Source organism: Salinivibrio socompensis S35 (genome assembly GCF_000513715.1).
Lineage (GTDB): Bacteria > Pseudomonadota > Gammaproteobacteria > Enterobacterales > Vibrionaceae > Salinivibrio > Salinivibrio socompensis.
Window position 1 is genome coordinate 1 of the sequence record NZ_AQOD01000138.1, and the last position, 15,248, is coordinate 15,248.

Below are 15,248 nucleotides of genomic sequence, written 5' to 3' on the forward strand. Positions count from 1 at the left end.
ACTGACTGTTTTTCTCAAAAGATAGCTTTTTTAGTATGTGAAAATAGGCATTTTGGAAAAGGGAATTAAATTAGGTCGGTAAGGTAAGGAAGAGATCAGAGGAGTCAGCGTATACGCGTACAATCAGCGTAGACTGTTGTAAATTCAGAAGGTTACCACATTTATTTGTGCACAATTAGTTAGACAATCGTGATGCGCTACCAGATATGTCCCAATCCACATCAAATAAAAGGGCTTTTTGCGCGGCAAACAGAAGAGATGTCTTCCATACTTTAGCGAATTCGAAACCATAATTAACACAAGGTATCCGGTATGTTGAAGTTAATGCTGCGCGGGAAGCTCTTAGTGCTTGCCATTGTACCTTTAGTATTATCCATTCTCATTACATTGTTTATTACCACCTATTACGAGCGCGAGCTGGTCGAGGAGAACATTGTCACCTTTAGAACCAAATTGGTTGATGAGCGAAAAACACAGCTTCGCGAAGCCACTGAAATTGCGGCGACCGTAGTAAAAAATGCGCAGCAAGCGGGCGGCGATGCTACGCAAAATGTCAAAGACGCACTTCGCGAAGTGACCTTTGGTAAAGCGGGCTACTTTTACATTTATGACAAACAAGGCAACAATGTATTCCACGCTTTGAAGCCGGAGCTTGAAGGCCGTTCCTTAATCAATCTGACCGATCCCAAAGGCAATAAAGTGATTGTAGGCCTATTGGAAGCAGCGCAACGTGGTGATGGTACGTTTACCTATCTTTATCAAAAGCCTGGCACCGATAAACTGATCGAAAAAATTGGCTACGCCGATATGGTCAACAACGGTCAATGGATGTTGGGAACTGGTGCGTATATTGACGACATTGAGGCGCGTGTTGCCGATTTCCGTGAAAATGCAGAAGAAGCATTAGCGGCACAAACCGTACGAATGATCGTTGCGGGTATTCTTATTCTGATCATCACGTTCGTTGCCGTCGCTTTTGTCGCCCAACGGATGTCGACCCCCGTAAAAGACATGCTAGATAATCTCAATGATATCGCCGACGGGGATGGCGACCTCACCCAGCGCCTTAAAATTAAAGGAAGCGATGAAATCGCCTTGCTGGGGGATGCGTTCAACCGCTTTATCGATAAGCTGCAAACCACCATACGCAGTGTCGTTGAGGTAACAGAAAAGGTCAGCCAATCGGCCAATGATATAGACAGCCAAGCTGCACAATTTGCAAGCCAGTTACAGACACATGATAACGAAACAGAACAAGTGGTCACCGCGGTCACCGAAATGAGCTCTGCCGCACAAGAAGTCTCTCAGAGCGCCACGCAAGTTGCCGATGCCACCAGTGCGGCAACGGGTGATGCACGCCAGGCACAAGACAAAGTTGCGTTTTCAATTAACTCGATGAAAACACTTGTGGAGCAAATGAGTACGTCGAGCAGTAATGTCGATTCATTAAATGAACAATCACATAAAATCACCGGCGTCCTCTCCGTGATTGGAGATATCGCTGAACAAACGAACCTGTTAGCACTGAATGCGGCGATTGAGGCTGCACGTGCCGGTGAGCAAGGTCGTGGTTTTGCGGTGGTTGCTGACGAGGTTCGAACCCTCGCGAGCCGTACGCAAAAGAGCACTCACGAAATTCGAGAGATGTTGGATGAGCTGCAGTCTTATGTGAATCAGGCCGTAGAGGGCATGAAGCAAAGTAACGATACCTGTCAGCAAACCTCAGAGGCGTCAAACGAGATTGGCAGTGGGATCGATTCGGTGAGCAATGCCATTACCCAAATCAATGACATGACCACTCATATTGCCTCTGCGGCCGCGGAGCAAACCACCGTCACCGAGGATATCCACCGCAATTTAATTTCTATCCGAGATATTGTTAGCCAATTACTCAGTGCCAGTAATGACTCGGCGCACACAGCGTCAGATTTAAATCACTCCGGTGATGAGCTCAAACGCCTGATCCGCCAATTTAAAGTTTAGATTTTTGCTGTCATGTAAAAGGCGCTGTCGATCCAGCGCCTTTTGTTCTATTGGGTTTCTTCGATTGATAGAGCTAACAAGATTTTTAGACTTATCACTCCACTTCAGGTAGAGCGCGTGCCATCAATGCGCCAAGTAACCCAAGAACAGATAACACAGCAATCACCGCCATGATCCCCCATTGACTGAGCCACGCGGTCGACGCACCCATTATGAGCAAAACAAGACCAATGAATGTGTTACTCACCGAAACATAATCAGTCCGCTGGTTGCCTTCTGCCATATTCACCACATACGTTTTACGCCCAAGACGGACGCCTTCGTGGGCAATGGTCAACACAAAATAAACACAAGGTAGCACCCACGCCGAGGAGAAAAGTACCGGATACCAATGACTGATGCTCACTACAACCAGCCCCAATACCGCCGTCACAACAGCGGCGAACATCATCACCTGGCGGCTCGAACGATCCGCAAATAAGCCCCAAAATGGTGCAGATAACAAACTGGCGATGCCGCTAATCGCAACAAAGCTCGCAGTAGTAACGGCTAGGGCTTCACTATGTTGGCTGGCTAAAAGTACATAGTACGGGGCGGATAAGGCAGAGCAAAGCAGCAATGACCGGGTGATCACGAAACGCCGAAGCCGCGCATCATCCACCAATAATCGGGTTTTAGAAAGTGCATGCATCAGAGCATTAGCGCCGCCTTCTGTTGCGCCTTCATATTCATCGACTTGGCTATAAATCGCGGCGGCCACCCACCAAAGCACCGCGCCGAATGCTAGCAATGCACAGTACACCCAAACATGCTGCTGATCAGAGACACTAAAAAGCCCCACGCCCGCAGCAATCGTCACCGCGCCGGCCAAACTCGACGACCAGCCATTCAAGCGTCCCCGCTGGGGTTTAGGAATCGTTTTACCCAAGACATCTTTCGATGCCACCGAGCACAGACCTCGCGCCAGACTAAATACCACCAGCAGCCCAATAATGGCCCAGCCCGCTGCTTGACCAGTTAACAGCAGTGCCGTGATCGCCATGGCGAGGATACAAACACCTTGGATAACAGAGCCCGCTACCCATGCCCACTTACGTACCGCAAATTGGCGGACATAACCGGCAATGCCTAGCTGAGGGACTAACGAGCCCGCCTCTCGGATTGGTACCAATAACCCAATTAAAGCCAAAGGCGCACCAACCGCGGTGAGAAGCGCTGGCAATACGATTTTCGGGTTGGACACCGCATCGCCAATTTTGGTGAGCCCTTGGCTGACGATAATTCGGAAAAAATTCCCCGGCACTTCACGACACGCACTACCGTCGATATCTTTACAAGCGCGCGCGTCTTCCTCATTGAATAGTTTTTGATGAAGATCATCCGCCAGTTTATCCACACTCTCCCCCAACTCTATAATTTATTTGCTCGATAGCGGCACTTAAATCAATCATTGTAAGTCTTTATGTCGAAAACGTGTTAACCAATATTCACGGTAACGAAAGTAGCAATAGGTCGACGCAAACAAAAAGAAGAGATAAGACAACGAAAACACAAACGGGGAGGTGATGAGCGAATGCTTTAATCCGAGAAGAACGCCGGCCGCGGTTACCACTATTTTAGCAACCACACCGAGCAGCAATAAAAACAAGGCAAACTGTGGATAATGCGTACTACGAAAGGTAATCCAATAACCCACACCCACGGCCGTACTGGCAACCCCAAACCCTAAAAGATAGGAATGAAAGTGTTCACCGGCTAGTACACCACCCAATAGAGCAAGTGCTGTTATGACGAGAAAAACCATAAGCTTCCGCCTTTTCTTTTCAGTATGGTACTGACTCGCATGATCAAGGAGCGGGAAGTTAAGAGTCAGACAATGGCGCTTAAACTTCTTTTGTCATGGTAAGAGTAAGACTTCATCGCAATCAATTCTATACAGATGCACTATCATAATCTAAAAGTGGTAACAAAATATATGAGGATTGGTAGCAAGGATGAGAAACACACTGTTGGTATGGCTTATCGTGTCTGTGGGAACGCTCTTCAATACACTCGCCCTCGCGGCAGCGCAACAACCGGCCCGAGTACTTTTTATCAACCAGCTTTGCCACTGAGAGCTTTTGGCAGGATGTAGATGATTATGCCAACGCTGCTGCCAAGGGGTTAAATCTTGACTTAACGATCCGACATGCCGATCGCAATCACTTCGCAATGCGTCAAATTCTCTCTGCCACCCTAAATAAGCCGACGCGTCCCGATTACGTCATCATCGTTAATGAGAAATTAGCAGCGGATAACTTATTACCGATGTTGCGCAATTATCCCATTTACGTTCAGGTGATCTTAAACGATATGGATGAGCAGACAAAAAAGACATTAAAACAAGATACGCATTGGCAAGAATTTCTTCTCCCTAGCATCATTCCGGATAACCAGACTATTGGTTATGCTATCGGCGGAAGAAATGGTACTTGCTGGCAACGATGAACCTGGTGAAGCGGTGATGATTTCGGGCGATCTCACCACTCCAGCCTCCGTTCAACGCGAAGCGGGCGGACAACGTTTCTTTAATGAGAAAAAAAATATTACCTTACGTCAGATTGTTCATGGTCAATGGAACGAATCCATTAGCCGTGAACAAATGCATACCTTGCTACAGCGCTACCCGAATGTACGTTACGTGTGGACCGCCAATGACCACATGGCGTTTGGCGCGATGAAAGCTGCGAAGGCGGCGGGAAAAACGCCGGGCGAAGACATATTTTTTGCCACGGTAAACACGTCAGAAAAAGTGCTCGCTTCACGTGAAAAAGGGAATATTTCGGCACTGGGAGGTGGGCATTTCTCCGCAGCCGGCCTTGCATTGAGCCATATTTATGCGCACGATAGCGGTCTACCCATACCAAAAAGATGTAGCGGCGAGCTTTTTCGTTTGATCACGCCTGACACGCACTTTTTTACACAATTACGCGAACAAGCTTGGCATGAGATCCCGTTTTTAAAAATGGCTCGACGGACCGAAAGCCAATGTGCGCCTCATTCAACGAATATGGATAACTAAGTGACAATACGTACTATTAACTTGCGCGGCCTTCAAACTCGTGTCGCCTTTATCGTACTCGCCATTAGTTTGTTCTTTGCTATCGGGACGACCCTAACGCAAATGTATATCAACTATCAGCGAGCACTGACAACGACGACGCAACTGGTGGAAAGTCGCAGTCAAAACTCAGCACGCGTTATTAGCCATGCGCTATGGGTCGTTGATTTAGAACTCGTACGTCGTAGTGTTAAAGGGTTAGCGATGACCCCGACCGTCTGTCGAGTCGATGTCACGGGGTTTGATGGTACGACGGTCACCGAGGTCAATCACACCAGTCGTCATTGTGACGCCAATCATCAGTCATTGCTTAGTGTGCAAGGCAATAATATTGGTACCTTGAATATCGTGCTCGATAACAGCGAGGTAAAACGCGAGGCATTGAGTAGTATAGCACCGATTGCCGCCGTTCATTTTACCGAAACATTGATAATCACCTTGCTGATTCTCTGGGTGCTAAATCGTCTTTGTTCTCGGCCGCTGAAACAGCTTGCAAACGCATTAGACTATTACCAAGCCGATAAAACGAGCCAAAACAGTGTGCCGATTCAGTTAATTCAACGTAATGATGAAATTGGTCAAGTCTCGCGTTCAATCCATTCGCTCCAGTCTCGAATCAAAGATGATTTATCACAAAAACGCATCACTGAACGCGAGCTACGCCAACATCAAACGTTACTCGAAGAGCAGGTAGCGCAACGAACGAAAGCACTAAACTGGCAATCAAGTGCGAGCGCATTGCTGGCCGATATCTCCATTCAATTTCTGCGCGCAGATTCTCAGCATATCACCGAAGATGTTGAGCGTATTTTTCCGCAAATGGCGTCACTGCTAGGCGTGGAGGCTATCGGCTGGTACGCCTTTGATTCATACCTCGCCGAACGTCGCTGTTTTTGGCCAGAAGAGGCCGATTTTGCCGCAGAAACAGTGGATTTAAGTGACATGCATATGATCAAACGCTGGCTCGCGGACACAGATACACTGGTAGTCCCTCACGCTGGAAAGCTTGGGGATGATGCGATTAATGAACGTTCGTGGTTGCGTCAACGGCACATTCTCTCTTTTGCCGCATTCCCTCTCACCGACGGCCGAAAAAGCTTTGGTATGATCACGGTGGCAAATCGTCAATTACCGTTTATTTGGGATAATAACAAAACGTTACTCTTGAAGCGCTTTGCGACGGCGATTAGTGAGGTCATGATTCGAGAGCGTAACCACTTTGCGATGGAAGAGCTGCAGGAAGAACTGATCGCAGCAAATGAAAAACTAAAAATACAAGCAGAGACCGATGATCTTACACGCCTGAGTACACGTCGCCCTTTTAAACGCGAACTTAAAAGCCATATCCATCATGGTATTGAAAATGAATTACCCGTTGCGGTGATGATGATCGATGTTGATCACTTTAAAGCCTACAATGATGAATATGGGCATCTCAAAGGCGACGATGTACTCACTAAGATTGCGCGTGTGTTACTCAAACAAACCCAAGCCTTTCAAGGAACAGTGGCAAGGTTTGGGGGAGAAGAGTTTGCCATCACACTATCGACACACTGTGCCGCTCAGCTTCATGCATTAGCTGACGCGATTCGTGATGATATAGCGAAACTTGGTCTCACTCATGTGAAAAACCCAGATGGCGAGACGATTACGGTGAGCATGGGCGGGATCATTTTACAGCCGACCGATGAAACCACTGACTCCTATCTGCTAGAAATGGCGGACCAACGCCTGTATCAGGCCAAAGAGGAAGGGCGTGATCGCATTAATATTATTGACCATCGAAGTCAAAAATAGCGAGATCGCTCACGTCATATTCTCTATTCTTCGAGCGTTTCATGACAGCACGATGACGGTATGCTACAACCCATATCAATGAGGTTGTAGCAACTATCCACCCATAAAAACGCCTCTTTCTTGACGTATACGCAAACTGAAATCCGTTATCGACGCTAGAAAAGGAAGCCTGATGAAAGTCGTCTTTGTCCGTCATGGAAAAACCGATTACGCTTTGGCCGATGCTCGTCAGATGAGCCAGCTGGAAAAAGACTATGCGCCACTGCAGCGCGCGTGTATTCCAGACATTCAAGCTCAGGCCAGCCACACCCTCTTGCAACAAGCAGAGATTATACTCTCGTCACCCTACACGCGCGCCCTTCAAACAGCCGAAATCCTTAACCGGCAACTGCAAAAGGATCTGTTTGTCGAGCACGATTTACGCGAATGGCAAGCGGACACAAAGGGGAGCTATATTCCGCTTTCTGAACGCGATCGCCGTTGGAATGAGTACAGAGAGCTCTTTGCGAATGGTAATGAGGTCACCAATGCTGGCTATGAATCCGCAACGGCATTGCACCGTCGGGTGAGCGCTGTGCTCGATACATATCACGCGTATTCGACGATTGCCGTGGTCGCGCACTTTAATGTGATTGAAGCGATCGTGGGTTATCGTGAACAAGGCATCGAATATGGCGAAATGATTGAATTTGATTATCAACCCAATCTTTAAGCCATCACCACAGCCCTAGTTCGTCGTGTCAGTTTGACAATAAAAGGGACGCTGATGCGTCCCCTGTGATCGACTCCCTATTCAGTCAAACCATGATTGGCAATGACAGACTGGTACCAATAAAAGCTTTTCTTACGATGACGAGAAAAGTCACCACTGCCATCGTCATGACGGTCAACGTAGATAAAACCATACCGTTTACGGTACTCTCCGGTGGTGAAAGATACACAATCAATACATCCCCAAGGCGTATATCCCATCACATCCACACCATCGAGTGACATCGCTTCGCCAAGCGCTTCAATGTGCTGCGACAAGTAGCCGATACGATAATCGTCACTGACTGCGCCCGCTTGATCGGGAGTGTCGACCGCGCCTAGGCCATTTTCAACCACAAAAATAGGCACTTCATAGCGTTCATACAACGCTGAAAGGGCATAACGTAATCCTTTCGGATCGATCTGCCAACCCCAATCAGAGGCCGTTAAATGCGGGTTCAATCGGCTTGCACTGAACAAGGCATTTTCATCTTGTTCTGGTGGATTAGCGTCGACAATGTTAGTCATGTAGTAGCTAATGGCCAAAAAATCCGCCCGACCATTTTTTAAGATCTGGCATCATCATCATGCATCACCACCTTAATTCCTTTGCTTGCCCATTGAGGCCAAATATAGTGAGGGTAATGACCCCGAATCTGCACGTCACTGCAGAGATACTTATCGCGCATCGCTTGCTGTGATGCCAACATATCATCTGGATGGCACGTGGCAGGATAGCAAGGGCATCATGTGATCATGCTACCAATTTTAAAATCAGAGTTGATGACATGACCCAGCGCAACGACTTTCGCACTCGCCACAAATTGATGATGCAGCACTTGATACAAGGTTTGCTCAGGATGATCGTGCTCCGTAAACACGACTCCCGAATTACAATAGCCAAATAGCGGATAATCCCAGTTGAGCTGATTATTGATCTCATTGAAGGTAATCCAATAGGTGACTTTGTCACGGTAGCGCGTCAATACGGCCTCACAAAAACGAACAAAGTGATCGACGACTTTTCGGTTTGCCCAGCCACCGTATTCACTCACAAGATGGTGCGGCATCTCAAAATGCGACAATGTAATCACAGGCTCGATACCATGCTCTAACAGGCAATCAATCAAGTCATCATAAAACGCCAGCCCTGCTTCGTTAGGCGTTGCGTCATCCCCATTCGGGAAAATACGGGCCCAAGCAATCGACGTCCGAAAACATTTGAATCCCATCTCTGCAAACAGCGCAATATCGTCACGATAGCGATGGTAGAAATCAACCGCTTGATGGTTAGGATAAGTTTCCTCAGCCTTGACTTGCTCGGTGATCTTACGCGGCACGCCGTGTTCACCTTTAGTTAACACATCAACGATACTTACGCCTTTACCATCACAATTCCATCCACCCTCGACCTGATGAGCAGCCACTGCGCCACCCCATAAGAAATTATCCGGAAATTTGCTACTCATGCCTTACCTCTACTTACGTTTTTGTTCCAGCCTAACCGGTTCAATGCTGCTGAAGTGTGAACTGACGCAAAGATTGTCTGAACACTTTTCCTTCCCTCTTTTTGAATAAAAAACCAATATAAAAGAAAAATTAATTCTATTAATCTCTTCAGGTATCGATGCTAAGCTAGCACGACGACATAAGCGGATGTCTTTTCATTCAACACAAGGAGTTCTCATGAGTCGCTTCAGTCAAGTGGCCATCGTCGGTGGCACCCATGGCAATGAGTTTAGCGGGATTTACGCACTGAAACAGTGGCAAGCAAATACCTCGATAACGACTCGGGATAGTTTCTCAACTGAGCATGTATTCGCTAATCCCTCGGCTTATCATGCAAACAAACGTTATCTCGACTGTGACTTAAACCGACAGTTCGACCCGCAAGGCTCGAGCCGATTCAATTACTTTAGCCAAATTACGAATCAAAGTCGTGCGAAAGTCCTCAATCAACAGCTAAGGCCAAAGGGATCCTCGCGTCGATTTCATCATCGATTTGCACAATACCACCAGCAATATGAGACCTACGCTCATCTTGTTAGCATTAGATACGTTCAATAAACAACTTGCGGCCTACATCAGTGAGCGTATGCCCGATGCCATTATTTTAGTGGAAGATCATATCAAGCCTCTCCAGCATGCTTTTTTATGCTCAGTAGCTAAGCAAGGGGTGATTGTTGAAGTTGGCCCCCAACCGCAATCGGTATTACGTCATGATGTGATGGAATCCATGCAAGAGATGACCATCCATATTCTCGATTTCGTTCATCTTTTTAATATCGATAAGGTGCCAGAGTTGCCTCTACAAGTGACCGCTTATCGCTATAAAGAGACGTTACACCTGCCACAAAATGCGCAAGGAGAACGCATCGGTATGGTGCATCAAAACGTGCAAGACAAAGACTTTGCCCCAGTCGCACCCGGTGACCCCTTGTTCATGTGCTTTGACGGTCGTGAAATCGCTTGGGAAGGAAGCTACACGGCGTATCCGCACTTTATTAACGAAGCGGCGTATTATGACAACAACATAGCGATGTCGATGGCTGAGGTGTTGACTATTGAGGTGTAACTGAGAGACGTATAAAAAAGCGACCAACATCGAACCGATGTATCAATGCCTCGGTTATGTGGCCGCTCAGAAAACAGAAACAACGCTCGCTCGCAATTAACTCACTGGCTTAGTTGCGGGTTTTTTCTTTAACGCCGTTTTTTGCCAGTAGCGATCATAATGAAAGAAAGTGTGTGCCCGACGCAATTCAGCCGCTCTTTGTTCTACCTTTTCAATGACGTCATTTGATACTCGCGAAGACGCTAACTCAAACTGTTCCATTGCCTGCTGCCTCAGATCGACAAAACGCCCTTGGCCAACCACATCCAAATAGGCAGATAGATAAACGAGGCCATCTGTATACTCGGGATCGTCAGGCGCGTGTTCTGTTGTATAAAGGCGACCGAGGGCAGCAAGAGACATTAGATCACCTTGCTCAATTGCTTTTTCTCGCCACTCAACGGCTTTAGGGCTTTCTCCTCGGCGGATTAAATCGCGATATAAACTTTTGGTTCCTGGGATCCCACCAGCATTGGCAACCTGCTTTTTTACTTCAGCGGCCGCATCGAGGCGAGAGCTTGGGAAAAGATAAAAGCCGCGCTCAGCCAGCTCTATTTGCGATGCTTTATGTAACAAGGCATCGACATCATTTGCCGCAATCGCCTCTTCTAAATACCGTTCGGCTTTTTCTTTATCTGTTGGATAGGTGTACTGATACAGACTAAAAGCAGCGTCTTCAGGCGCTTCTTCATACCAAGCCACTAACGCTTCTTCATACTTATAACGCCAAATAGTACGGTGATTTGCCGACAACCACTCTCCTTCTTCAACGAGCAGTTTCATGGCTGGAATATAGTTCGCCTTTGCAGCCTGCGTGAGGTATTGCTGCGCGACTGGTGAATAAGCCAATTTATTACCATCATCACTGACGAGCACAGCGTATAAATAAGCCGCAGGGACAATGCCTTGATCCGCCGCCGCACGTAGGTACTTTTCAGCTCGTTGGTAATGGAACTGAGCGCGAGACAAACGTCCATGCTCAAATAGCGCCTCCGGTGTCATCGCCTGGATATCATAGTCATCGGCGATTTTTTCAACCGGCTCTAATTGCACAAAAGGGATCGCCTCAACGTCAATCTTTTCGGCATGTACGTGCCCACTAAGTATTAATAAACATGGTATTAATAAACATGCATACGCGCTTGCTCTGAGCATTGATGGGGGATTAACCAATATTGACACTCGAACCTCCTGAAATCACACCACCACAGCTTACCGCATCACCGATACGGGCGGCCGGTTTACCATCAATCATGACGCTACCTGAACCGGCATTTACCGCTCGCCCATGAGGCGGATGTTTCGGTTTACTGTGCGGTGCCAGTGGATCGCCTTTACGAACAACGGGTATTCCATCCACTTTTACCGTTGGCGATCCCGCGACAATCGGTGTTGGTGGAAAGCCATCATGCGCGGTTCCCACATGGCCAACAAGTGCAGCTTTTGGCATATCTTTCCTCAAATTCTCTATGTTTACATTAAACGATTAAGGTTTATTTACCGAACGCGGCGGTTTAGCTTTTTTTCCTTGGTAGCCCGAGCCACTACCGGCACTCCCACCGGCATTTAAGTTAATGGCAGGGCCTAACAAGTGCACACCTGCCGCATCAACCTTCATGACGCTACCACCGGCGGTTACCGTAACCTCCGTGCCTGCATCAAGCACGACATTTGATCCTGCTTTTAGATGCACCTCACGTCCCGCCGTTGCGGCGAAACGGTTATCGATTTTTTCATCAATACCGCCAGATACATCAAGCGTGGCATCTTTTTTCACTCGTGTTCGTGATTGCTTATCGACCGTGACATGCTGATTATTCGCGACGGTCGAAAAAGAATCATGCCCGACTTTTTGGTGTTGATCATGCCGCACCTGGGTAATAGCATCATTTTTTACGCTTGATTGCCAATCACGCTGAGCGTGCAAATACACTTGCTCACTGCCTGATTGATCTTCGAACGTCAGCTCGTTGTAACCCTCCCCTTGGTGACTTTCACTGCGCCAGACCGTCTTGGTTTTGTTGACCGGCAAGGTATAGGGCGGCACATTGGTCGCATGATAGGTGCGGCCGGTGATAATCGGTTGGTCTGGGTCACCGTGTAAGAAAGACACGATCACTTCATGGCCAATGCGGGGGATAGCCATCATGCCGTATTGGCTGCCCGCCCAGCCTTGCGCCACCCGTATCCAGCAGCTGCTTTTGTCATCACCATTGGAGTAACGGTCCCACGGGAAATGAACTTTCACGCGGCCGTGTTTATCACAGAAAATTTCTTCGCCTTTAGGTCCAACCACTATACCAATTAAAGGGCCGTCCACCTGTGGTTTAGGGTGCGGGGATGCCCGCCACGAGGTGGAGGCCGGTATCACAGTAAACTGATTATGGTAAGTCGTCGCACCTTCACCACCTGCCTCTTCTAGTGCTTGAGGTTGCGTGCCGTAATGCTGAACGCGCACCACCTGCCATTTTTGATTCATGGTACGGTCGAGATGATCTTGCATTTCAAATGCATGACCCGCCTGCACAAGAAAATGATTACTTTTTCCTGCTGCGGTGACTTTATCACGCACCAAAAATTCTTGCCGTACCTGCGCTAAGTGTTTGCCTTGCGCATCATCTTTATATCTGCCCGGAAAGTCATAAACCTCATAATCTTGGCGTTGATAATCGATGCCTACAGTGTTTACTTGCTGCAAAAAACTATAACTGGGTTTTTTAAAGCTATAGTCTTTCATTTCCAGTGATGAAGGGATTATCCGAGTGTGCTTTTCGATGGCACGAATATACGGCTCATCGACGACACCTCCAGCTTGAGCGTTATGCGCAATCGGCTGTTCAAGAGCAGGAAGCGAAAAGGGCGAGTCAGTGATATATAAAAGCTGCTTTCCCTCTTTCCATAAAAAGCAGTAGATGAGCCCCTCTTCTGCGGCGATTCGATGGAAAAACGCGAGGTCCGTTTCTCGGTATTGAACACAGAATTCACGCTCAGCGTATTCTTTTGTCAGTCCGAAACCGACATCCGTGATATCCATTTCCTGCAAAAGCACGGAAATGATTTGCGGGACCGTCTGATGCTGGAATACACGGCTATTTTGCCGTAGTGATAGACGCTCAATTTCAGGCACTAATTCAACATCATAATAAGTGTGATGGTGGCCAATATCCCCTTGGGAAAATTGACGCACAATGCCACTGATACGACGCTCACACTGCTCATTACGATAGAGGGAAAGCGTCGCTTGGCAGTCCACCACTTGGTCTGGAGTAAGTGAGTGGTCACGACTCGCCAAAGCAATCGAATAACGAAACCCATTACAGGATTGCTGATCGAATTCAGCAGCAGAAAGCGATTCATATCCTTGGTACTTTCTGACCACAAACGTTTCAGGCTCTAGGCCCTCGACGTTAAATTCAAACCGCAACTTCGCCATGATGTCTCCTAAGTCTCGTTTCAACGAAAGTGAACACTTGTCTAGCAACGCTCTCTGGAAAGCGAACGTTGCTAGACAAATGATGAAGCGCCGGCACAAAGCCGACGCAATCTATAAATAGCAGTAGCAATTAAGCTTCAACCGGCTTGCGCCAGTCATCAGAGCCAGAGGTGCCCGCGTTAACGTGCTCCCAGATAACTTTGCGGTAAGACATCGATACGGTTAAGTTCTGAGTGAAGTCAGACTTAGCCGGATCCTGGCAGTGTGGCATTTCACAATGAATATCCACGATAGAAGCACTTTCTAACTTAGTGGTAAAGAAGTTTTCTTGCTTACCTTCAATCGAGGTACGATACCACTTCAGCTCTACTGTCGACATTTTTTCACCCGAAGACAGTGCGTTATAAAGCAGCGGGACGGCTTTATTTAGCGCGACGGTGAACTTAAAGGGTTTATGAACACGCTGCCCGGATGGTTGACCTGACTGTGGATCAGTCGGCACCGTCACATTGTGATCAAACTGTTGCACCAGCATTTCGTCTTCGTGGCCTTCAACGAATGCATCACCGATAGAATCCGCGGTACATGCACCGGCAGTAATCAAACCCTGAGTTTCGCCTTCAATTGAGATATAACATGGCGTTGGCATAATCGCTCCTTTTTGTATGATTCGAGTTCAAACAGCGACTGTTGCTGTCTACCCCACCTATCAAGCTAGATTCATGCCAGTTTTTTATCCCTTTAATTTCATAATCTTAGAAATCATCTGACCAATTTTTTGCACGCACCAGGCAACTTTTTGCTTGGCTTGGCAAAAAGTTGCTTAGCATACCGCTGAGTGTTTACTAACTATCGCAGCTGAGCATCCACTTCAAAGGCCGGATCGACGGTTACCTGGATCTGTGATGAACCGGTGACACAGAATATTGAACACCCTCGATCTACCCACCATTACTGCTCACTGAGCAACTCGACTGTGTTTTTGCTATAAACTTTGCCCACTTTCTCCCATGGGATTGGGATAGTCGATACACCTGCATCTATTCCACGCTGTCGAACTCTTTGTGGTGTGGGTGTGGGGCCCTGTCTATACTCATCGGCCGTTGTACCATTTTGGTCTCGGTCTTTCTCTCTTGCAGGATCCAGCTCTGCCAAATAGATCAATTGTCGTAAGCGGTTAATAAACCGGTGAGCGCCTACTCGACATCACTGAGTTCCACACACCACGGCATCAGATCTGACATATCGTCCGATGGCGAGCGCTTAGGTAATTCAGCGAACAGGTGCCGGAAGTAATAATAGGGATTGATGTCATTGGCACGGCATGTCATCACCAAGCTATACAGATTGGCACTCGCTTTGGCACCACCGACAGATGTCGAGAACATCCAGTTTTTTCGACCCGTGGCGAACGGGCGGATGTCTCGCTCTGTCACATTGTTGTCGATGCTAATACGCCCATCTTCCAGATAGGTCAGCAGCTTGGGCCACTGATTTTTCGCATACGTGATGGCTTGGCCTAAGGCGCCTTTGGGTAACACATGCAGGCTATCAAGCCAGCGTTTAAAGTC

At 47.7% G+C, this 15,248-nt stretch carries 12 protein-coding genes and 2 pseudogenes; 6 read left to right on the forward strand and 8 right to left on the reverse strand.

Annotated features, from left to right (window positions below):
• The first annotated feature begins 312 nt into the window (after positions 1-312).
• Positions 313-1,983, forward strand: a complete 1,671-nt coding sequence (locus DZ54_RS0114335; protein WP_025674819.1) for a methyl-accepting chemotaxis protein — start codon at positions 313-315, stop codon at positions 1,981-1,983.
• Between the two features lie 94 nt (positions 1,984-2,077).
• On the opposite strand, the gene DZ54_RS0114340 is transcribed toward DZ54_RS0114335, so the two are convergent.
• Complete coding sequence (locus DZ54_RS0114340; protein ID WP_025674820.1) at positions 2,078-3,379, reverse strand: MFS transporter; 1,302 nt, start codon at positions 3,377-3,379, stop codon at positions 2,078-2,080.
• 51 nt (positions 3,380-3,430) lie between these two features.
• Complete coding sequence (locus tag DZ54_RS0114345) at positions 3,431-3,787, reverse strand: hypothetical protein (RefSeq protein WP_025674822.1); 357 nt, start codon at positions 3,785-3,787, stop codon at positions 3,431-3,433.
• 407 nt (positions 3,788-4,194) lie between these two features.
• On the opposite strand from DZ54_RS0114345, the gene DZ54_RS24930 reads away from it, so the two are divergent.
• The 4 genes from DZ54_RS24930 to DZ54_RS0114360 all read left to right on the forward strand — a co-directional run bounded on the left by DZ54_RS24930 (position 4,195) and on the right by DZ54_RS0114360 (position 7,592).
• A complete protein-coding gene (locus DZ54_RS24930; protein ID WP_128080541.1) occupies positions 4,195-4,470 on the forward strand; it encodes a type 1 periplasmic-binding domain-containing protein in 276 nt (91 codons plus the stop codon).
• Positions 4,448-5,044: a substrate-binding domain-containing protein gene (locus DZ54_RS23725; protein ID WP_164831606.1), complete on the forward strand. Its 597-nt coding sequence runs from the start codon at positions 4,448-4,450 to the stop codon at positions 5,042-5,044. The genes DZ54_RS24930 and DZ54_RS23725 overlap by 23 nt, the downstream gene beginning before the upstream one ends.
• Entirely contained in the window at positions 5,045-6,880 is a 1,836-nt protein-coding gene (locus tag DZ54_RS0114355; RefSeq protein ID WP_025674824.1) for a GGDEF domain-containing protein, read from the forward strand.
• A gap of 172 nt (positions 6,881-7,052) precedes the next feature.
• A complete protein-coding gene (locus DZ54_RS0114360; RefSeq protein ID WP_025674826.1) occupies positions 7,053-7,592 on the forward strand; it encodes a histidine phosphatase family protein in 540 nt (179 codons plus the stop codon).
• Between the two features lie 77 nt (positions 7,593-7,669).
• Here DZ54_RS0114360 and DZ54_RS22075 read toward each other — a convergent pair.
• Positions 7,670-9,099, reverse strand: a pseudogene (locus DZ54_RS22075) (6-phospho-beta-glucosidase).
• Between the two features lie 217 nt (positions 9,100-9,316).
• Between DZ54_RS22075 and DZ54_RS22080 the strand changes: the two are divergent.
• Positions 9,317-10,205 (forward strand): annotated as a pseudogene (locus DZ54_RS22080) (aspartoacylase).
• Between the two features lie 96 nt (positions 10,206-10,301).
• Here DZ54_RS22080 and DZ54_RS0114375 read toward each other — a convergent pair.
• The 5 genes from DZ54_RS0114375 to DZ54_RS22090 form a co-directional block, all read right to left on the reverse strand.
• Positions 10,302-11,297, reverse strand: coding sequence for an SEL1-like repeat protein (locus tag DZ54_RS0114375; protein ID WP_037354672.1), 996 nt, complete (start codon positions 11,295-11,297; stop codon positions 10,302-10,304).
• A 112-nt stretch (positions 11,298-11,409) separates the two neighbouring features.
• Positions 11,410-11,694, reverse strand: coding sequence for a type VI secretion system PAAR protein (locus DZ54_RS0114380; RefSeq protein ID WP_025674829.1), 285 nt, complete (start codon positions 11,692-11,694; stop codon positions 11,410-11,412).
• Between the two features lie 36 nt (positions 11,695-11,730).
• Entirely contained in the window at positions 11,731-13,677 is a 1,947-nt protein-coding gene (locus DZ54_RS22085; RefSeq protein WP_051416048.1) for a type VI secretion system Vgr family protein, read from the reverse strand.
• A 130-nt stretch (positions 13,678-13,807) separates the two neighbouring features.
• Complete coding sequence (locus tag DZ54_RS0114390) at positions 13,808-14,326, reverse strand: Hcp family type VI secretion system effector (protein WP_025674831.1); 519 nt, start codon at positions 14,324-14,326, stop codon at positions 13,808-13,810.
• A gap of 547 nt (positions 14,327-14,873) precedes the next feature.
• Positions 14,874-15,248 (reverse strand): IS66 family transposase (locus tag DZ54_RS22090; protein WP_037354675.1); only part of this gene is annotated, 375 nt, incomplete at its 5' end.